Raw genomic sequence first — 20715 nt, forward strand, 5'->3', positions numbered from 1 at the left:
TAATGTGTTATATAAAGCGGAATCGAGGCGGTATATGATGTTTTCAATATACATGAACGGACAGGATAAAACGAACCAAATAACGGATTGGAGATTATGGAGTAAAGAAAATCAATTGATGGTAACCGTAGATTTTCCGTCTGGTAAATCATTCACAAAGCCGTTAGACTTTTGTAGAATTATGCCTCAGCAAGAAATACGAGCAGGACTTTTATCTAGAGAAGGAAATGTTTATCAACAAATAGATAAAGCAATTGAGTACGGAGGTAAATATATTGTTGTAAACTATCAGAGTGATCAAAAAAAATATGTTATGAAGTCAGAAAATGTGAATGTTATTGAGAGTTCTAATTTTAAAAATGAAAAGGTATTTTCTTACTTTACTGAAGTTGTAAAGGAGCGTGTACTTCAAGCTAGTTCATCAAAGAGGACTATGGTTGAAAATATAGAGAGACAATTAAAAAAAATTATTCCCTATGAAGGAACAGCTCTACATGCGTATTGCTATGGTAAGAACGAAATTAGAGATTCTTTGGAGCATTTTATTTTTCCCTTTGGATTGAACGAGAGTCAATTAGAGGCGGTTGAAAATGCCTTTTCCTCCCAGGTTAGCATTATTGAAGGACCTCCGGGTACAGGAAAGACCCAAACTATTTTAAACATTATTGCTAATATTTTAGTGAATAAAAAATCTGTTGCAATTGTTTCAAATAATAATCCCGCAGTTGAAAATGTGTATGAAAAGATGGCAAAAAAAGATTTGGACTATCTTGTCGCCAAATTAGGTAGTTCAAAGAATAAGGCGGATTTTTTTTCGGATATAACGAAAGTGCCGCTTTATAATCATGAATCTGTAGAAATTTCCATAAAAGAAATCGATAATATATTAATGGAATTGAAAACAAGTCTTGCTGCACAAAATAAGGTGGCGAAGTTGACTGCAGAAATCAATGAACTGCTTGTTGAAAAAGAGTACTTAGAGGAATGGCATAAGGAAAGTGAAAGTGTAAATTTAATTGATGTTAATCGATACAAGCTGAGTCCGGAAAAAACGTCTGATTTACTTGCTTACATGAGTTACCTTTCTCAAAAAAAGTTTTCTTTTAAGGAACGATTCCGGTTATTGTTAGAATTTAGGATATTTAAAACCAAATTTTTAGATATTTACACCGATCGAATAAGTTTCATTTATTCTCTGCAGTTCTATTACTATGAAAAAATGCTGCGTCAAAAAAATCAGCAGTTACAAAAATATGAGAAAGAGTTACAAAAAAATCAATTCAAAAAATTACTAGAAGATTTGACGAATAAATCAATGCAATATCTTAAGCAACAATTATCAATTACAATTCCATCGAATTCAAATTTTACTATGAGTAACTACAAGAAGAATTTCAGCAGTTTTATTAAACGATTTCCTGTAATCGGTAGTAGCACACATTCAATCATCAATTCGATAGCAGAAGGCGCCGTATTGGACTATGTTATTATTGACGAAGCCTCACAACAAGATATTGTTCCAGGAATTTTGTGTCTGGGCTGTGCAAAGAATATTATTGTCGTGGGTGATCGCAAACAACTTCCCCATATACCCGAAAAGTCAGAAATGGTAGCGCCTTCTGATTGTTACTCATGTACAAAATATAGTCTGCTTGATTCTTTTGTGAAGGTATTTAAGGAAAACGTGCCTATAACTTTATTGAAGGAACACTATAGATGTCATCCCAAAATTATCCAATTTTGTAATCAGCAGTTTTACAATAACCAACTTATACCAATGACTTTAGACGAAGGAGAATCATCAATTGAGTTAGTTATTACATCGAAAGGAAATCATACAAGAAATCTAACTAACTTGAGGGAAATCGAGTCTCTAATGGAAGTCGGTTGGTCTGATGAAAAAGAAATCGGATTTATTGCCCCATATAATAATCAAGTGAATTTGGCAGGAAATTATTTGCCAGAAGAGTTTACTAGGGCAACAATTCACAAATTTCAAGGTAGGGAATGTAAAGAGATTGTTTTTTCAACAGTGTTGGACAAGAAGAAAACTAGCCAAGAATCTATCAATTTTGTTGATAATCCCTATTTGGTAAATGTAGCTGTTTCAAGAGCTATCAATAAATTTACTTTAGTAACTGGAGACAACGTATTTACAAAAAATAATCAAAGTTTAGCGGCCTTAGTTAGATATATTAAGTATTACGCTTCTGATGGATATGTTTATAATAGCCCAGTGATCTCTGCGTTTGACTTATTATACAAAGAATATGATCGTTCTCTGGAAAGGCTAAACAGTCGATTGATTCTAAAGGATTCTCGTTTCAAATCTGAGCAAATTATGGCTTCTTTGTTGAGAGATATTTTAATAACTAGTGAGTATGCTTCTTTGATGTTTCACATGCAGATTGATTTGATTCAACTTGTTTCAATTAAAAATAGTTCATTTACTAATCGAGAAATAGAATTTATGAAGCAAAAGGCGAGCTGTGATTTTGTCATTTATTATAAGGTCGGGAAGAATCCTATAGGAGTAATCGAGGTTGATGGGGGAAGTCATGATGAGAAGGTGCAACAAGAACGCGATACACTTAAAAACCTTATTTTGGAAAAGACTAAAATTCCTTTGCTTAGGTTGAAGACAACAGAGGGAAATATTGAGAGAAAGACAAAAGTATTTTTAAGCGAATGTATCATTAAGAGTAGTATTTAAGATGGTTAGGCAAACTGACTTAGAAATTGCTACTATCCTTAAGCTATGATTTTGTTAAGGACACCACAGCCTATTTGTAATAATTAGCATCTTTAAAATCAAGGAGTGCTGCCTTTTGGTAGTGCTCCTTTTTTTGACGAATGATAAATCGTGGGGACACTGTAAACGTGGTTTGTCAGTTTCCCGAGATATGTTTGTCTTTCGTGGGTAGAATACTAAGCGGCGTCTCACTTCTTAAAAAAATTCTCGATTTTGTATATTCATACAGGAAAAATGAATGTATAATAACAAGGACAAACTTTTGGCCGTCTGCTAGGCGGTTGTCTAAAAATGGTCGGAAGGCTGCTAGGCACTGGATGACTGAAGATGAGAAAGGAAAAGAAGATGACGACAAAAAAACGTGACCTCACGAAAATGAAGACACCCCATACCTACGTAATCATTTTTGCGGTAGTGGTGCTGGCTTGGATACTGACTTTTTTGGTACCAGCAGGTAAGTTTTCCACAGAAGATGTGGAATATCAAGATGCCAATGGAGATACCAAGACGCGGACAGTATTGAAGCAGGAGACTTTCCGCTATGATTACAATCTGGACAAGGACTTCGTTTATCAGCAACTGGAAGAGTTGGCACAAGAGCCGGCAGAACTAGAAAAGCTGGACGTGGATCAAGAACAACTGGAAGCTGTTTTGGCAGAAGGGGAAGACAAGCTGGACCAGGGACAACTGGACGGCGTCAATCTGACCGATGATACCTTATACGAGTTGTATGGGGACAAAATTTACGACAAATCTGAGAAACTGCATAAGACTGCAAAAATCTGGGGAACCGATGATTTCGGTGGCTTCGGCTTTTTGAACTTCATCTTTGAAGGGCTGGTATCTGGTGATAAATATGGTTCGGCAGTCGGAATCGCAGCACTGATTTTGGTGGTCGGCGGGGCCTTTGGAATCATCATGCGCACTGGAGCCATTGATGCTGGGATTTACGCATTTATTTCTAAAACCAAGGGATTGGAACGCTTAGCAATTCCGTTGTTGTTCTTCGCCTTTTCTTTTGGCGGGGCGACTTTTGGGATGGCCGAAGAAGTGATTCCCTTCTCGATGGTAATGGTACCTTTTGTGATTGCGCTGGGGTATGACTCTATTGTGGCGGTGACAGTGACTTACGTGGCTTCGCAGGTGGGGAATGCCGCCAGTTGGATGAGCCCGTTTTCCGTAGCCGTAGCCCAAGGGATTGCCGGCGTACCGGTACTTTCAGGTGCTAGCTTCCGTTTAGTTATGTGGTTTGTAATCACGGCACTGTCCGCGACTTATCTGAGTATTTATGCGGAGCGGATCCGGAAAAATCCGTTGCGATCAGAAGTGTATGAATCCGATGACTACTTCCGCAACCATATCCAAAAAACGGCAGAAGAAAATAAGCCATTTCTTTTAGGACACAAACTGATCTTGTTGGAAATGCTGGCGGTTTTGATTTGGATTGTCTGGGGTGTAACCCAAAAAGGTTATTACATTCCGGAAATTGCCTCTCAGTTTTTCGTGATGGGACTGGCAGCCGGTATTCTGGCAGTCATTTTCAAGCTAGATGACATGGGTATTAACGATATTGCCAAAGCTTTCCAATCCGGTGCGGCAGATTTGGCCGGAACTGCTATCGTGGTAGGGATGGCTAAGGGGATTCTCCTGGTATTGGGTGGCTCTGAGCCAAACATGCCTTCTGCACTGAACACGATTCTCCACAGTATTGGCGGCCTATTGAATGGTGTACCAGCAATGATTGGCGCTTGGGTAATGTATATCTTCCAAAGCCTCTTCAATCTCGTGGTCACTTCAAACTCTGGTCAGGCTGCTTTGACGATGCCGATTATGGCACCTTTGGCAGATTTGGTGGGTGTTTCACGGCAGATCGCCGTCCTGGCTTATCAGCTGGGTGCCGGTTTCGTGGATGCCTTCACGCCAGTTTCCGCCAGCCTGATTGGTGTGTTGGGGGTTGCTCGAATCGAATGGGCGAAATGGGCAAAATTCCAGATTAAGATGCAAGGTTTCTTCTTTATTTTGGGCTCTATCTTTATCTTTATTGCCATTGCTATCGGCCTTCAATAACATAAATGAACTTGCTGCAGACAGCTCCTTTGTTTGTCTGCAGCTTTTTTGATTTGACAAAGCTATTAGCAGATACTTTATACATATCTTCTGACAAGTAATCAAATGCTTGTTGTTGTTCTGAATTTTTTTACGATGAGGCGTCTTTCTCTCTGTGTTTGGATAATGAAAATTATGTTCTGGTATCTTTTCTTCATTCAAGTCGATAGTAGATGATTTTGGCAGGCTTGTTGTCATATCTTTTTTCAAAACGACACAATCAAGCTATACTCGAAGTACCAGCCCCTGGAAATGACAGCAGATGCTAAAAGGAGGAGATAGGATGCAAGCAGAACAGGAATTTCGCGTAGACGGCAGCCAAAAGATCAAGCTCAAGGACTTGGCTACTGCTCCTGCCAAAGAGGTGGATAAAGAAAAGGTTAAAGCCGAGATCCAAAAAGACATCAAAAAGCTAAAAGAAAATCAGGAAATGCTGTACGCTCAGGACCGTCGCGGAGTGTTGATTGTTTTTCAGGCAATGGATGCAGCAGGTAAAGATTCAATGATCGAGCATGTCATGAGTGGTGTCAATCCTCAGGGCACCAGTGTCACTAGTTTCAAGGCGCCTTCTACACTGGAGTTGGATCATGATTACCTGTGGCGAATTCACACGCAAATCCCCCAACGTGGTGATATCAAGATTTTCAACCGTTCGCATTATGAAGATGTCTTGATTGCCCGTGTCCATCCCGAGATTCTGGTAGGTAATCATCTACCAGGAATCAACAGCGTCGAAGATATCAAAGAAAGTCTTTACGAAAAACGGTATCAGCATATCCGCCATTTCGAAGACTATCTAGCTGATGAGGGTTTTGTGATCTTGAAGTTTTTCCTCCACCTCTCCAAAAAAGAACAGAAGAACCGTTTTGTCCGTCGCATCGAGATTCCAGAAAAAAATTGGAAGTTTTCCGAAGCCGATGTTACAGAACGCCAATACTGGGACGACTATCAGAAAGCTTATGAAAAAGCGATCAATGCCACAGCAACGAAGGAAAATCCCTGGTATGTGATTCCCGCTGACGACAAGTGGTATTCACGCTACCTAGTGTCGGAGATTTTGAATGAACGGATCAAAGAGATGAAACTGAGCTATCCCGAAGTCACTGATGCCAGAAGAGCTGAACTGCAGACAATCTTGGCAAAGCTGGAAGATGGTGAAGATTGAAAAAAGTTGGCGTTAATCAGTCAACAATAAAAATAGTCAAGATTTGAAGACCTGCCCTTGAAAACAGCCGTATCTCCGCCAATGTCGCGGAATGAGTTTTCTGGGTAGGCTTTTTGGTTTGGCTAATTGGTTAAAAAGGACCACAGAACAGTACAGCGAAACATAGAGCCAAGACAGTGCCACCGGAGCAAGTGGTTTAATTTCAATCTGACGGAGTTATCTTTTTTCTTTCAAAAATGGCTGGCGTATAATGAATGTAGTAAGTAAAGCGACCTGAGACAGTTTTTTAATCGCGGAGCTCCGTGCTTTCTAAAAACGTCTTTTGCAGATAGACGGGGAGGAAACCTTATGGCAACACTCAAACACGTAGCCGTGATCGACATCGGCTCCAATACTGTCCGGCTGGTAATCTATCAGCTAACCGAGCTTTATGATTTTCACGAGTTGCAAAACGTCAAGCTACCGGTGCGGTTGTATCAATATTTAGATCAGGATAAAACTCTGGAGAAAAAAGGGATTGATAAGCTAGTGGAGGTGATTCGACTCTTTCAAAAAGTCATGGGTCATTATCAACTAGATGATGTAATCGCTACTGCCACCGCGGTGATTCGTCAAGCTAATAATCAGGAAGAAGTGTTAGCGTCAGTCGCGCAGGAGACTGGGCTGAGCTTGCGCTTATTGTCCGATGAAGAAGAAGCCTCTTATGGGCAGTACGCTATCACACGTTCGACCCAATTCAATGAAGGTTACACGGTGGATATGGGTGGCGGCAGTACCGAGGTCACCTATTTCAAAAATGGTGTAATCAAACATTACCATAGCTTTCCTTTTGGGGTAGTGACTTTACAGGAACTTTTTTATGCCACCGCAGATAAGAAAGCTGACGAAAAGGGCGCGGCTTACATCAAGGAACAAATCAGTCAATTTAGCTGGATCAAACCCCGTAAATTACCAATCATCGCTATCGGAGGGAGTTCGCGAAACATAGCCAGCGTCCATCAGCGAATGATAGATTACCCAATGTCCGGAATTCATGAATACGAAATGTCTCGGGAGGACCTGCAACAAACTTATGAACTTTTTGACCAGCTGACGGTGGCACAAAAACAAAATCTGGATGGACTCAGCCGTGATCGGGCAGACATCATCACCCCTGCCAACCTGTTGTATCTGTGTCTGTTTGATGCTGTCGCTGCTGAAAAATTTGTTTTCTGCCATCGTGGACTGCGAGAAGGACTTTTGATGGAACGGATCAATCAGGAAGCCGCTTCGGCCTATACTCCCAACAATGTCCGTAAAATGACAGTGCGACGTTTAGCTGACTTATATCTGGCGGATGCTGTCGGGGCTTCGCAGCGACTGACTATTGCGAAGACGCTGTTGGCTGAGTTAGAAGCAGCCGGTCTATTGTATCCTACACAAAAGGTGATGGACTATTTGGAGGCGGGCACTTATCTCTATCATTTGGGAGCCTATGTAGAAGAAGACGATAGCTCCATGCATTCGTTTTATCTGTTGGCCAATTCAAATCTCAGCGGGTTTTCACACAAATCCCGACTATCGCTGGCACTGGTGGCTAGTTATAAGAACAAATCACTCTTTAATCAATTTTTGCGTCAGTACAAAAATTGGCTGGATCCGGAAGCGCTGCAAGTGATTCGAGAAGTTGGCAGTATCATCAAGTTTTGTGATGCGCTGGCTATCACGCGAGTCAATGAGATTCGCAAGCTAAAATTCCGCAAAAAAGATAAAGGCACATATACACTGAAAATTATCTGGAAATACGATCCTTTAGCAGAGTACTACCGGGCGACCCGTCAAAAGAAAAATTTAGAGTATGTCTTGGGTAAGACCATCGAATTGGACTTCCAAAAAGAGGAGGGATCGTGATGGGAGAACAAGAAGCAAGGCCGCTGTTTTTCCATCGTGACCTCAGTTGGATTCTCTTTAATCGGCGAGTGATCCTGGAGGCTGAAGATAAGCGCAATCCTTTGTTGGAACAGTTACGTTTTTTGGCAATTGCCGCAAATAACCTGGACGAGTTTTTCATGGTCCGGGTACCGCGTTTGCAGTCTTTGGCTCGTTTGCCAGAGCGGCAGGTGGATAAGTTGACAGGCAAGACACAAGAAGAGCTGTTGTATGAGCTCGCTCGATTAAACCGAGAAAATCTGCAGCTGCAATATGGTCGTTTGCAAGAGCTGGAAAAAGCATTGGCAAAAAAGCATTACTTCGTCAAACGCTATCAGCAATTGACAGTTCGAGAACTTAGTCAGGTAAAACGACTGTTTGAAGAAACGATCTTCCCTACTTTGGCCCCTGTCGGTGTGGATGTCTACCATGCATTTCCTCGCTTGCTGGAAAAAGCATTGCATCTTTGGGTAGAGCTGAAAGATCAAGTTACCGGTGAAAAACGGGAGGCAATCCTACCGATTTCTCCGCGGTTGCCACGGCTGTTCAAATTGTCGGCACGACGATTCATTCTGATTGAGGAGATTATTGCTCAGTTTTTGCCGACTGTTTTTGTGGGCAACGAGGTGGAAAGTGCCTATGTATTTCGGATTACCTATGACCACGACTTGACGTTTCAAGAAGATGCTGATGAGGATTTGTCCATGCAGATGTCAGAATACTTGGAAGAGCGCAAGAAGGGGCTGCCTTCTCGCTTGGAAGTGGGTAGCTGTTGTCGCACTACAAGCTGGGATACCAGTCAGCTGTTGACCGAACTGGGGTTGTTAAAACGAGACCTGTATCGGATTGAGGCTCCACTGGATTTGACGTTTTTATTTCAAGTAGTGGAAGAATTGACCGACAAAAACAAGGAGCTGCTGTTTCCACCGTTGAAGCCGTTATTCGAGACCCGTTGGAATGCCGGACATCTGCTGAAAACACTGGATCACGAAGATCTGTTATTGCAACATCCTTATGATTCTTTCAAAGCGGTCTTGGCAATGCTGAAGGCTGCTATCGATGACCCGGATACGATTGCTATCAAGCAGACCTTGTACCGAATGGCCAGCCATTCAGAAGTCATCAAGTTGTTAAAAAAAGGCGCACAAAGAGGAATTCAAGTAACGGTTTTAGTGGAAATCAAAGCGCGATTCGATGAAGAAAATAATCTTCATTGGGTAGCTGAGCTGGAAGCTGCCGGTTGTTTTGTCAGTTATGGTTTTCCTAATATGAAAACCCACAGTAAAGCGCTGCTGGTCGTGCAAAACAAAGGTGGTGAAATCAAGCGCTACGGTCAATTTGGTACTGGTAATTATAATGAGAAAAACAGCCAGCTATATACAGATCTCAGCTTCTTTACTTCACGAGAAGAGTATGTCAGCGATCTGACGGATTTCTTCAATTATTTGACGGGTTACCGCAATCATCCTGATTATCAGAAAATCGTGACTTCACCGGATGATATCCGTGAACTGGTGATTGAAAAAATCAAACAGGTGATTGCTTATCACAAACAGTCGGGCAAGGGCGCTATTTTTGCCAAGATGAATGCACTGACAGATGAACCAATCATTCGACAGCTGTATCAGGCAAGCAATGCAGGAGTTAAGATTCATTTGCAGATTCGCGGAGCATGTTGTTTGGTAGCGGGCGTCAAAGATCAAAGTGAAAATATCCGCGTATCCAGCATCGTGGGGCGTTTTTTGGAACATGCTAGGATTTATGCCTTTACGACGGCAAAAGGACCGGAGTGGTGGCTATCTTCTGCTGACTGGATGACTCGTAATATGACAGGCCGGGTGGAAATCGCCACGCCGCTCCAAGGAACTGACTGCGAAAAAATGATTCAACATCTGGTGGATGTCTATGACTGCGACGAAGCAAAAGCGTATTTTATGGATGCTGAGGGAAACTACCGGCGATTGGTGGAAAATAACGGTTTGTCGGCACAGGAACTTTTTGTCAAAGAGACATTGCGAAAGACGACAAATCTGATGGCTCGTCAGCAATTGTTGATGGATCAGTTGCGAAGAATCCCTAAATGACTCTTGAAGCAGGGGCAACCTTTTTGATCTTGACAAGTGTCAAAATTAGATGAAGAATGGGAAATTTAGCAAGAAGACAGGCCCTTTGTCTGTAGAGCTTTGCTGAGAAGCTACCAGAAATTTAGACAAAAGAAGAACCGTCACAAAAGCAAGGATGCAACAGGCAGCTGGCTTAAGAGACGGTTCTTTTTTTGTCTTGGTAACGGCGGCGAAACAAGGAGATATCCACCACTTTATCAGTTGGCTCAACGGCAGGTGCGGCAGGGTCCGGAGTGACTGCTGGTTGCGCAGGAGCTGTTTTAGGTTGCGGAGCTGAAGGATCGGTTGACGGTTCTCCTGACTTTTCTTGGGTTTCGACGGGCTGATTCTTCGAACTCTTTTCTTCTTCAATCAAGGCTTTGAAATCGAAAGGATTTTCCGCTTTTCTAAATGGCTCGGTCTTGTGAGAGAGGTGATAATAAACAATCTCTGGTGGTACACCGAAACGTAGCGGCAGGCCAGTTGTTCCGATGCCGGTATTCACTGATAGCAGGGTATTTTCAGAAGGCAAGTACAGACTTTCAGTGTAAGTTTTTGCTCCAGCTGTTTTCGGATAGAAGGAGGCAAAACGAATCTGTCCGCCGTGGCTGTGACCGGAAAGAACTAAATCATACATATCAAGATTTTGGATACGATTGATATAATCTGGCTGATGCAGCAAAAGAATCTGCCACTCTGCCAATGTCGGTTCAAAATAAAACTGAGATTTTTCAGTTGTTGGATCGGCTATGCCTACCACATTTAGCGAGATTTTTTCATCAGAACCAAAGACATCTTCGTTGATTAGGACGGTGAAGCCGGCCTTCTGGAGAATCTCTTTGACGAAATAAGAACCGTCACTTTTATAATCATGATTGCCCAAGACGGCAATTTTACCCATCGGTGCTTGCAGTCTTTTTAATTTGTCCACCAAGGCGGGTGTTTGCTTGACCGGCCACTTTTTGTAGTCATCAATCAGATCGCCGGTAAAGACGATCAAATCTGGTCGAGTTTCCCGTAGTGAATTGATCACTTTGTTGAGACGACGGGGTTTGAACCAGCGGGAAAAATGCAAATCGCTGATATGAGCGACTGCAATGTCCCCTTCATTTTGAAACATATCATAAGCATCGGAAATATCCAATACGCGGGACTTGTCTTTACGGATGAGAAAATGCTTTTCCGACAGCCTTCGTGGTTCAATGAACATGGCATAAAAGCCGATTGCAAAAAGCATCACAATGATTGCGACTAGAATTTTGGCAGCCAAAAAAAACGTCCCCTCCTTTAAATCAACTATTGAATAGCATATAAGATACGCCTGGAAAATGCAATGTAACTGTGAAGAAATAATGATTAAATTTGCAGTGGTATTATTGCGAATATATTTCAAAGTTTGCGGTAAATATTACCAACAAAACGATTTTTTCTAGAAACCGAACACACGTTCTTTCTTTTGAACTGATTATAGCGGATAAATTCAAAAAAGGCGAGCTCTTTTTTTTAAAAGAACGCGCCTCGATAGTTGACTTGATTTTCTTTATTATCATAGAGTTGGCTAGTTTCTCAAAAGTGTGAAGAAAAGAACAGGCGCTCAGGGGACGAAGGCTGTTCAAAAATATCAGTGAAAAGTTATTTTTTTGTTTTGAAAAAAACACGGGGCGTATTTTTTCTGTAGCTGGTAGTAAAGGTGTTTTTTGAATAGCGATCCACGGCTGTACGGCGGGCTGATGTAAAATCGGGTGCGATTTTGCTTTTAACGCGGCGAGGCAAAAACAGTAGCAGAAAGTCAAAAGGTGCTTGGAAAAGCGCCAAAGCCAGGCTGCGACTGTCCAAGCCACGGTGATACAAGGCTGTCAAACTCAAGTGACCCCAAAGTAGTGCCAAGCCCACCGTAACGGCTATTGTCAGGTGGTCCGAGCCTAAAACTCCAAAAGCTTCCAGCGCAGATACTCCTAACGGCCAACTGTAGAATAGGCCTGCAAATAAATAGAAACGCCAGCTTTTTTGCAGCTGCCATAAGGAAAGTAAAAAGAATACGGCAGTCAGCACTAGTCCTAAGGGTGGAAAAAAGCCGATTACGGCGGCGTAGCATGCAGCCGCCAGTAGCATACCAGGGCCGCGAAATAGTGCAGTCAATGCAACTATCAGAACTAGACCTAACAGTTGCCAACGAAAATCAGCTGCTGTCAAGGCAGCTAATGTACCTAACATCAGCCAATGACTGATTCCCTGTTCTTGACGATCAGGATGGGCTGCCTTTTTTTGACGCAGCCAAGCGGCAACCGTAGGATAACGTTGTTCGAATCGATCCATCAACAATAACCTCCTTTAATGAATCATGTCATGATTTCCGCTACCTATTATAGAAGAAACAGGATTGGAAAAAATCCGGCTGCAGACGGATTTTACAGATTGAGGGTTCTGATCTCTGCCAGCTAGCTGAAGAAAGGGGCAAAAACAAGAGCTCGTCAGCTTCAGAAAATGGGCAGGAGGTGGCTCCGACAGCAATAACTGTCGTTTTCCGGCATTCGTGGGAAGGCGGGGTTTTGTGGGGATTTTTCCAAGAGGGGCGCTGTCCGTTTTTCTTTCCAGTCATTTGTGCTAAAGTAGGAAGGAAAAGAGCGGCAGTGCCGTCAAAGAACAGGAGCATGACCTATGATTTTTGATTCACATACGCATTTGAATGCTGAACAGTTTCGTGGCGAAGAAGCAGCGGTTGTTACCCGCGCCCAGGAGTTGGGGGTAAGTAAGATGGCAGTCGTGGGTTTTGACGGTCCCACCATCGAAAAATCGTTGGAACTCAATCAGCAATTTCCCGGAGTCTACAGCATTATCGGCTGGCATCCGACTGAAGCCGGTAGTTATACCGCAAAGGTAGAAAAACAGTTGGAAAAACAGTTGGAGCTTCCAAAAGTAGTTGCTTACGGAGAGATTGGCCTTGATTATCATTGGATGGAAGATCCTAAAGAGGTGCAAGAACGGGTTTTTCGCCGACAGATTGCAGTTGCTAAAGAACACGGCTTACCTATCAGCATTCACATGAGAGAGGCAACAGAAGATACCTATCGCATCTTGAAGGACGAAGATGTGCGGGATATCGGCGGCATTATGCACAGCTACAGTGGCGATCTGGAATGGGCGCAGCGCTTTTTAGACTTGGGTATGCATATTTCCTTTTCCGGAGTGGTGACTTTTAAGAAAGCACTTGATGTACAAGAAGCGGCTGCGGGAGTGCCTTTGGAGCGGCTGCTGGTAGAGACGGATGCACCGTATTTGGCACCAATGCCCTATCGAGGAAAGCGCAATGAGCCGGGGTATACGTTTTACGTTGCCGAGAAAATCGCACAGCTGCGGGGAATGGCAACCGAAGAAGTCGCCAAAATCACTTGGGAGAATGCTCACCGACTGTTCAAAATTCCTATGACTGATAAATAAGAAGGGAGAATGTGTAGATGACAGAAACCAATCAGCGGCAAATGCGGCAGAACAAACAACGACAGCAAAGTCTGGCAGGCGAACTGAGCCAACCAATAGAACGCCTAAAAATCGAAGAAATCATCGTGGTTGAAGGCAAAGATGATACTCGACGATTGCAAGAAGTGGTGACTGCCGATACGATTGAAACGATTGGATCAGCAATCAATGAGGAAATCTTGGCTCAAATCGAGCATGCGCAAGAAACCAGAGGGGTGATTGTCTTCACTGATCCTGATTTTTCCGGTGAGAAGATTCGCAAGACAATCATGGAGGCGGTACCGGATGCCAAGCATGCTTTTTTGTCTCGCGGGCAAGCAGCACCTAGCAACAATCGCGGCAGTCTCGGTGTCGAACATGCTTCAGATCATGCCATTGTAGAAGCTCTGCGAAAAGTTGTGACTCCATTGACAGCGGAAGAGGTAGCTGCAGAACCGAGAATACCTAGACAAGTCTTGATGGAATATGGTTTAATAGCCGGAGCTGGAGCAAAGACCCGTCGTGAAAAGTTGGGAGACCAATTGCGAATCGGCTACACGAACTCCAAACAATTGGAAAAACGGCTCGCTATGTTTCGAATAACAGAAGAAGAACTGGCTGCAGCAATGACAACCGTTGAAGCACAACTGGTCGACGAAAATTGATTAGAGCTACCGCTAGTCGTATAAGTATAAGAAAACGAGGACGAATATGAAAGATAACCGTGATATCGCCACCCCTTCCAAAACCAGAGAAATTCTGAAAAGGCATGGCTTCACTTTTAAAAAGAGTTTAGGACAAAATTTTTTAACAGAGCCAAATATTTTGCGTAAAATCGTGGAAACCGGCGACATTGACGAAAACACCAATGTCATCGAAGTTGGTCCGGGGATTGGTGCTTTGACAGAGCATCTCGTCCGTAGCGCGCATCAAGTACTGGCTTTTGAGATTGATGATCGTTTGATTCCCGTCTTGCAGGATACGCTGCGGGAGTACCCCAATGTGACAGTGCGCCATCAAGATGTACTGGCGGCGGATCTGCCCCAAGTAGCAAAAGAAGTCTTTACAAAAGAATTGCCGATTAAAGTGGTAGCTAACTTGCCTTATTACATCACTACGCCAATCATGATGCACTTTTTGGAATCAGATTTGGCGGTGGCGGAAATGGTCGTTATGATGCAAAAAGAAGTAGCAGATCGGATTTCGGCTGCTCCTGGAACTAAGGCTTACGGCTCTTTGACCATTGCTGTCCAGTATTATATGGAAGCTAAATTGGCTTTCATCGTGCCAAAGACCGTCTTCGTACCACAGCCCAATGTGGATTCTGCTATCTTGAAATTGACCCGACGTCCACAACCGGCGGTAACAGTCACTAGTGAAAAAGAGTTCTTCAAATTGACCAAAGCCGCCTTCCAACTGCGACGCAAGACACTATGGAACAACCTGTTGCACAGCTATGGCAAAGACGATGCTGCGAAAGTGTGGTTGACCGCCAGCTTGGAGCAAGCTGAGATCGATCCCAAACGCCGGGGGGAAACCTTGTCGCTAGAAGAATTTGCACGCCTCAGCAATGCTATGGAAGCACTGAAAACTGGCAATTAATCGTTAGCCACAGTATCAGGTAGCGACAAATCAACGGAAAATTGCGCTAGATTACTGATAGGCAACTGCATTTGTGATCCTCTGAAAAATTAAAAGAAGTCTCAAACTACTGATGATTTGATAGTTTGAGGCTTTTTTGTGCGTTCTGGGATGTTTTTTTCGGAAATCTGTTGAGAGAAGAGAGGGGCGTTTGCGTCAGAATCGAACCCCAGGACCAACAGCAGCCTACTGTATTGAATATCCACGTTAGCGGAAATATAGTCGGCATGTGAAAATTTACATAAAAATTGCATCCATTTCACAATCTGTCTTGACAGGTTGGCGGTGTCCGTTTAAAATAAAGCCAATCCAAACTGTCATGACAGTGATTGGCAGGAAAGATGACGTGTTATGAAATAGTATTTGGTCGTTGGTTGAAGAAAAAGTTTTCGTTGTAAATAAATGGAGGAATGTCAAAATGAAAAAAATGTCAGTGCGTGAAATTACTATTGGGGCGCTGTTGATCGCCTTAGCAATCTTGATTCCTAACGTGATGCCCAAAGTTGTTATCGGACCGGCTTCCTTTACGCTGGGTAGCCATGTGCCGTTATTTATCGCAATGTTCTTCTCGCCACTTTTGGCGGTGATGGTGGCTATTGGCACCACCATCGGCTTCTTTATGAGTAGCTTGCCCATCATCATCACGTTGCGGGCAGCAAGCCATCTGGTATTTGCTGTTTTGGGGGCGTGGTATTTGCAGAAACATCCGGAAACGGTGCTAACAAAGGGCAAATTTCAATTGATTAATCCTCGCTTTCAACTGTATAATTTGGTGATTGGCTTGATCCATAGTGCAGTGGAAGTATTGGTAGTTCTAGCTTTCAATTTAGTGGATAGCGGCAGCATCGGCAGCTATCAAGGCGGCGCTTTTTACTTCTTCTTTGTGCTGATGGGCATAGGCGGCCTGATCCATTCTTTGGTGGATTACAACATCGCTTATTTTGTGACAGCGGCGGTTAGCAAGCAATTCACAATTCCAGTCTTTACCGCAGCCAAGACGTTGTTCCGTCAAAAATCAGCTGCCTAAGAAAATACTGACAGAAAAAGATTAATCCGATCCAAGCTTTCCTTGCCAAAATATTGGCTAGTTCAGATCTTAAAAAAATACCGATCCAAGCAGACAGTGAGGTTGCTTGAATCGGTATTTTTTGTACAGGGAGATAACTTCTCACTAAAAATGTAAGAGGGCAGCTGCGTTGGTGAAACGACAATATTCACCTTGGATGGTGCTGCTGAGTCGTCATAGACTTGGAAAAATACTATTTTCATCTCAATTTCCGAAAGTTACAGGAAAAAGTAGGAAATGAATGGCTCAAAGAATTGTCCTCGTTTGTGAAGCGTGCTATATTTGCCTTGGACAGGCATCATCGGCCTGAACAAATTCCAGAGTAGGAAATGAAGCGTTAAGTGCTTAGAGGATGGGATGTTGCCTCTTTGACGAAGAAGGAGAAGTCTGGCCGGCTTGTCTTTCGCGGTTTTGTTTCCGCATTCGCTGCAGAGAACTGCGGCAGCTCTTACTAAAGGAGATGCTGACGATGAAACAAAAAATGGATGCCCACAAGATTGCGCTGATGGGACTTTTGATTGCGATGGTGATCGTGTTGACACGAATCTTTGTGTTCGATACGACCTTTTTGCGAATCAGTTTTCAATTTGTCCCAGAGATGCTGATGGGGATGCTCTTTGGACCATTTTGGTCTGGTGTGGGGGCGGGCTTGGCGGATGTCATAGGCATGGGCTTTTTTGCCAAAGCGCCGTATTTTCCCGGTTTTACACTGAATGCTGTGATTGGAGGCCTGTTGTATGGTTGGTTCTTCTATCGCAAGGAAGTCACCGTAAAGAGTGCTTTTTTGGTGACACTGATCAATACTCTATTGATCACTTTGATTTTGACGCCGTTGTGGTTGCACATGATGTATCAAGTACCGTTGAATTGGGCATTTTGGAGTGTCCGTCTGGCGAAAGCTGCAGTGATGCTGCCGGTCCAAACGACGATGCTGTATTATGTCGGCCGCGCGATCCCTTACAAACGTTTGGCCAAACGTTTCGCATAAAGGGCGCAAATTTCGGCGTTACCATCCCAAACGCTGACAGCCGTGATCCGTATTTCGGATTGCGGTTTTTCTATTTGAATCGAAAACTGCTGAGATGCTTCGGGCGCAAGGTTTAACAGACAGCTTCAAAGGAATAGCAAAAGTTTGTTGTATAATTAGACTGTAATCGAACAGAAAAAGGAGGCGTTCAAGATGCAGGAGTTTTCAGGGATATTCCGTAAAATGAGACTTGTCAGTGTTGTTTTGGCAGGAGGATTAGTATTGCTTTATGGGGTGATTTATTTGCGATTGCCTACTAGGGTGCCCGTACATATGACAGGATTAGGTAAAATTGACGGCTATGGTCCCAAGCAAACGATTTTTTTGTTGCCGGTGACTAATTTGATATTCGCCTTGTCGTGGCCAGTGCAGCTGCAGAAGCTTCAAGCCTATTCTTTTCCTGGTTTGCGACGAGTTTTGATTTGGCTTTCGGGGTTGTTGTTTTTAGTTTTATGTTTGGGGACAGTCTATTTTTCAGTTATTTATCTTTCGCTTGCCAGCAGATGACCGAGTAGTTTTGACGGATGAAAAATCACAGTACCCCACAGTCTTTGGGAGTATGCTATCATAAAAGTAGTTGAAATTTTGGAGGATGAAAATGAGAGCATTTAAATCAATTCTGCTGGTGTTAGGGCTGGCTGCTTTAATCGTAGTTCCGATTGCTGCCGGTATTTACTTTTTTACCGGGATCGGGAAAAACAGCGAAAGTGGCGCATCGGATAGCACCGCTGCTGTTAACGCATCCTCAGATCAGGGGAAAAGTGAGCAATCGGCAAGTGGAACAGCTGACAATAAAAGCTCAGCTGCCTCAGAGTCAGACACAGAAGCTGACGATCCGGTGAATCGATTGCTGTCTGAGATGACTGTAGCAGAAAAAGTTGGTCAACTGTTTTTAGCGCGGGTGCCGGAAAGTGGCCAGATTGAAGCGTTGCAGACGTATCACTTGGGAGGCTACCTGTTGTTTGGTCGCGATGTGGAAGGCATTACGGCTGACGAATTAACGGCGAAGATTCAGGAGTATCGAACAGCCTCTAAGTACCCGTTATTAATCGGAGCTGATGAAGAAGGGGGCACGGTTAGCCGTGTCAGCCGCAATTCTCAGTTGGTGTATCCGCCTTATTCTTCGCCTCAGACGTTGTATGCCGAGGGCGGCTGGCAGGCAATCACCGACGATACATTGATCAAAGCCCGTCAATTGAAGGCCTTTGGTATCGACACCGGGTTGTTTCCAGTGGCAGATGTGGCGACTGATCCCAACGCGTTCATCTATGATCGCACCATTGGACAGGATGCTAAAGGAACTGCAACTTATGTAACCACGGTGGTACAAGCGCTGCAAGAAGCCCATTCCGGCTCTACTATGAAGCATTTTCCCGGCTATGGCAATAACGCTGACAGCCATACGTCGATTGTCACTGATGAGCGGCCACTTTCGGAGTTAAAGGCCAATGATTTCGTACCTTTTGTTGCTGGTATTAAAGCTGGAGCAGACAGTGTGCTTGTGTCCCATAATATTGTCAACGCCATTGATGCCACTAAGCCGGCTTCCATCTCTGCAGCTGTCCACAAAGTATTACGCCAGGAACTGGGATTTGAGGGAGTAATCATGACTGATGACATGGATATGGCAGGGCTGGCAGATTTTATTTCTCAAGAAGAAGCGGGTTTGGCTGCGTTGCAAGCGGGAAATGATTTGATCTTGTCCTCGACTTATGCAATCCAGATTCCCCGAATTATCACCGCTGTGGAAAATGGTGAGTACAGTGAAAAACAATTGGATGCCTCTGTACGCCGCGTTCTTACGTGGAAAAAACAGTTGGGGCTTTTGGAGAGTATCTAAACGAAGCTCAGTTTTTTGATTAGCTGTCTTCTAAACAGCAGAGTCGTGGCAACATGTAAACTGCCTGTTTACCCTGTATTGATGTCCACGAGTCTGCAAAATCTGAGCTTTGCTGACACTATCCTATCTAACCGTTCTCCTGGTGAGAACGGTTTTTTTGTTTGCTGGCCTTGTGTTATGATGAGTTGACGATTGCAGGGCGGCGAGACTCTTTGCTGCTACCTGCTGAAAGGACGAAGACCATGAAAATCTGTCAAAATTGCGGGGCGCAAATCCCCGCCAAAGCTCAATTTTGCCCCGTCTGTGGAGCAGCACAAAAAACCGAAAAAGAAGTAGCTCAAATTACCCCAGAGGCTACGCCAGCGCTAGAAAAAGCAGCGATTGAAGTTAGGCCCACTGACGACGAAACGTCGTCAGAAATCAACACTGCTACCTCAGAGACACCTAATGATTCCTCAAAGGCAGCAAAAATGGCGGGGGTTTCTGAAAGTGGGGAGCTGATTGGTGCCACCGATTCCTCAGAATTACCAGTAGAAACTAAATTGACCGAGGAAAAAAGAGCGCCTGCCACTGATGCAACCCCACCGGTGCAAGCTGCATCGACGGTCACTTTTGCAGGCGACTCATCAGCAACGGCAACCACGGCTGAGTTGGCAGAGATACCAAGTGACGAAAAACTATCAGAATCGGCTGCTACTGTCGAGCTGAAAGAAGGAGAACCCACGTCAGAAATTTCTACAAATTCCACAAAAGATACTGAACAGACGGCAACCACGGAATTCACTGAACCGAGGAATCAGGGGCAATCCGATACAGCTGCTGAACTAGGCGACCAACCCACTACCGAAGCGGTTGCCAACGCTAAGGAGGTGTCATCAGAAGAAGCCGCTACTCCTATATGGGGTTCCTTTGAGTATTTGAAAGGCTATCTGCGCTATTTGAAAGAGCATGTCAAAGAGCCGCGACTCAATCAGAAGTCGCAACAGCCGGGTTTTGCGGCGGCCAGTTTGGTGATCGTAATTTTGACCAATACGCTGGTTCTCAGCGGTTCTGCGACGGCAGCGCTACAGCGGATATTGGCACAATTGGATCTTTTCGGGCTTCACTATGTGTATGAAGGACCAGGCCTGGTGTTCTTTTTTGAAATTCTGCTGGCGCTGATTGCCGGTTTTGCCATCACATTTGGCGCATATTATGTGGCAGCAACGCGAATCTATCAACGACCTCTGACTTGGTGGCAAGCTGTCGAAGAGCTTATGGCACCGGCTTCTTTAGCGGTCTGCACCAGTTTAGTTTCGGTCTTGTTGGCACCGGTTTTTGTACGCGTGCCGGCGGTGGGACTGATGGCGGTGATTATCAATCTGTTTTTGATGCTGGTTTCTTTTGTGGGCAATCTCTGGCACACGCCAAACCTCAGTGGCCGCGCCAACCGCTATTACACTGCGGGTGTGACGATGTTGGTCGTCTTGCTTTTACTGATTCTGGTGGGGCGGATTTTTGTAGCTGGCGTGTTGCCGGATTTGCCGATTCGCCAGCAACTACCTACCGGCTATGAAGATTTCTTCAATCAAAACAATGCACCATTTTATTGAAAAAGATCGCAGGAAAAATAATCTGCGCTGGGATACAAAGCAAATTTCCATGATAAATGA

Annotated in this window: 15 protein-coding genes and 1 riboswitch; of the genes, 13 read left to right on the plus strand and 2 right to left on the minus strand. The window is 43.9% G+C overall.

Going from position 1 to position 20715, the window contains the following annotated elements; all coding sequences use genetic code 11:
- Nucleotides 1-52 precede the first annotated feature (52 nt).
- The 5 genes from BAU14_RS04650 (at nt 53) to ppk1 (ending at nt 10015) form a co-directional block, all read left to right on the plus strand.
- Nucleotides 53-2713, plus strand: a complete 2661-nt coding sequence (locus tag BAU14_RS04650; protein ID WP_237580406.1) for an AAA domain-containing protein — start codon at nt 53-55, stop codon at nt 2711-2713.
- Between the two features lie 366 nt (nt 2714-3079).
- Nucleotides 3080-4819: a putative basic amino acid antiporter YfcC gene (gene yfcC, locus BAU14_RS04655; RefSeq protein ID WP_161898916.1), complete on the plus strand. Its 1740-nt coding sequence runs from the start codon at nt 3080-3082 to the stop codon at nt 4817-4819.
- Nucleotides 4820-5141: 322 nt separating this feature from the next.
- On the plus strand, nt 5142-6023 hold the full coding sequence (locus BAU14_RS04660) for a polyphosphate kinase 2 family protein (RefSeq protein ID WP_161898917.1): 882 nt from the start codon (nt 5142-5144) through the stop codon (nt 6021-6023).
- A gap of 348 nt (nt 6024-6371) precedes the next feature.
- Complete coding sequence (locus tag BAU14_RS04665; protein ID WP_161898918.1) at nt 6372-7913, plus strand: Ppx/GppA family phosphatase; 1542 nt, start codon at nt 6372-6374, stop codon at nt 7911-7913.
- Nucleotides 7913-10015: a polyphosphate kinase 1 gene (gene ppk1, locus BAU14_RS04670; RefSeq protein ID WP_161898919.1), complete on the plus strand. Its 2103-nt coding sequence runs from the start codon at nt 7913-7915 to the stop codon at nt 10013-10015. Before BAU14_RS04665 ends, ppk1 begins: the two co-directional genes overlap by 1 nt.
- A 172-nt stretch (nt 10016-10187) precedes the next feature.
- Here the strand turns inward: ppk1 and BAU14_RS04675 are convergent, their stop codons facing one another.
- The gene (locus BAU14_RS04675; RefSeq protein WP_237580407.1) at nt 10188-11303 is read right to left on the minus strand and encodes a metallophosphoesterase; all 1116 of its coding nucleotides are present in this window, start codon (nt 11301-11303) and stop codon (nt 10188-10190) included.
- 362 nt (nt 11304-11665) lie between these two features.
- Nucleotides 11666-12349, minus strand: a complete 684-nt coding sequence (locus BAU14_RS04680; protein ID WP_161898920.1) for a hypothetical protein — start codon at nt 12347-12349, stop codon at nt 11666-11668.
- Nucleotides 12350-12691: 342 nt separating this feature from the next.
- Between BAU14_RS04680 and BAU14_RS04685 the strand changes: the two genes are divergently transcribed.
- From BAU14_RS04685 to BAU14_RS04720, 8 genes are all read left to right on the plus strand, one after another.
- Nucleotides 12692-13471, plus strand: coding sequence for a TatD family hydrolase (locus BAU14_RS04685; protein ID WP_161898921.1), 780 nt, complete (start codon nt 12692-12694; stop codon nt 13469-13471).
- A gap of 41 nt (nt 13472-13512) precedes the next feature.
- Entirely contained in the window at nt 13513-14154 is a 642-nt protein-coding gene (gene rnmV / locus BAU14_RS04690) for a ribonuclease M5 (protein ID WP_161898964.1), read from the plus strand.
- A 46-nt stretch (nt 14155-14200) separates the two neighbouring features.
- Nucleotides 14201-15091: a 16S rRNA (adenine(1518)-N(6)/adenine(1519)-N(6))-dimethyltransferase RsmA gene (gene rsmA, locus BAU14_RS04695; protein ID WP_161898922.1), complete on the plus strand. Its 891-nt coding sequence runs from the start codon at nt 14201-14203 to the stop codon at nt 15089-15091.
- Between the two features lie 457 nt (nt 15092-15548).
- A complete protein-coding gene (locus BAU14_RS04700) occupies nt 15549-16157 on the plus strand; it encodes a hypothetical protein (protein ID WP_161898923.1) in 609 nt (202 codons plus the stop codon).
- A gap of 355 nt (nt 16158-16512) precedes the next feature.
- A riboswitch (THF riboswitch) is annotated at nt 16513-16627 on the plus strand.
- Nucleotides 16628-16656: 29 nt separating this feature from the next.
- Nucleotides 16657-17184, plus strand: coding sequence for a folate family ECF transporter S component (locus BAU14_RS04705; RefSeq protein WP_202622164.1), 528 nt, complete (start codon nt 16657-16659; stop codon nt 17182-17184).
- Between the two features lie 192 nt (nt 17185-17376).
- Complete coding sequence (locus BAU14_RS04710; protein ID WP_161898925.1) at nt 17377-17730, plus strand: DUF1648 domain-containing protein; 354 nt, start codon at nt 17377-17379, stop codon at nt 17728-17730.
- A gap of 91 nt (nt 17731-17821) precedes the next feature.
- Complete coding sequence (locus BAU14_RS04715; protein WP_161898926.1) at nt 17822-19063, plus strand: glycoside hydrolase family 3 N-terminal domain-containing protein; 1242 nt, start codon at nt 17822-17824, stop codon at nt 19061-19063.
- Nucleotides 19064-19305: 242 nt separating this feature from the next.
- The gene (locus BAU14_RS04720) at nt 19306-20655 is read left to right on the plus strand and encodes a zinc ribbon domain-containing protein (protein WP_161898927.1); all 1350 of its coding nucleotides are present in this window, start codon (nt 19306-19308) and stop codon (nt 20653-20655) included.
- Nucleotides 20656-20715: the final 60 nt, after the last annotated feature.

The organism is Candidatus Enterococcus leclercqii, from assembly GCF_009933135.1.
GTDB lineage: Bacteria > Bacillota > Bacilli > Lactobacillales > Enterococcaceae > Enterococcus_C > Enterococcus_C leclercqii.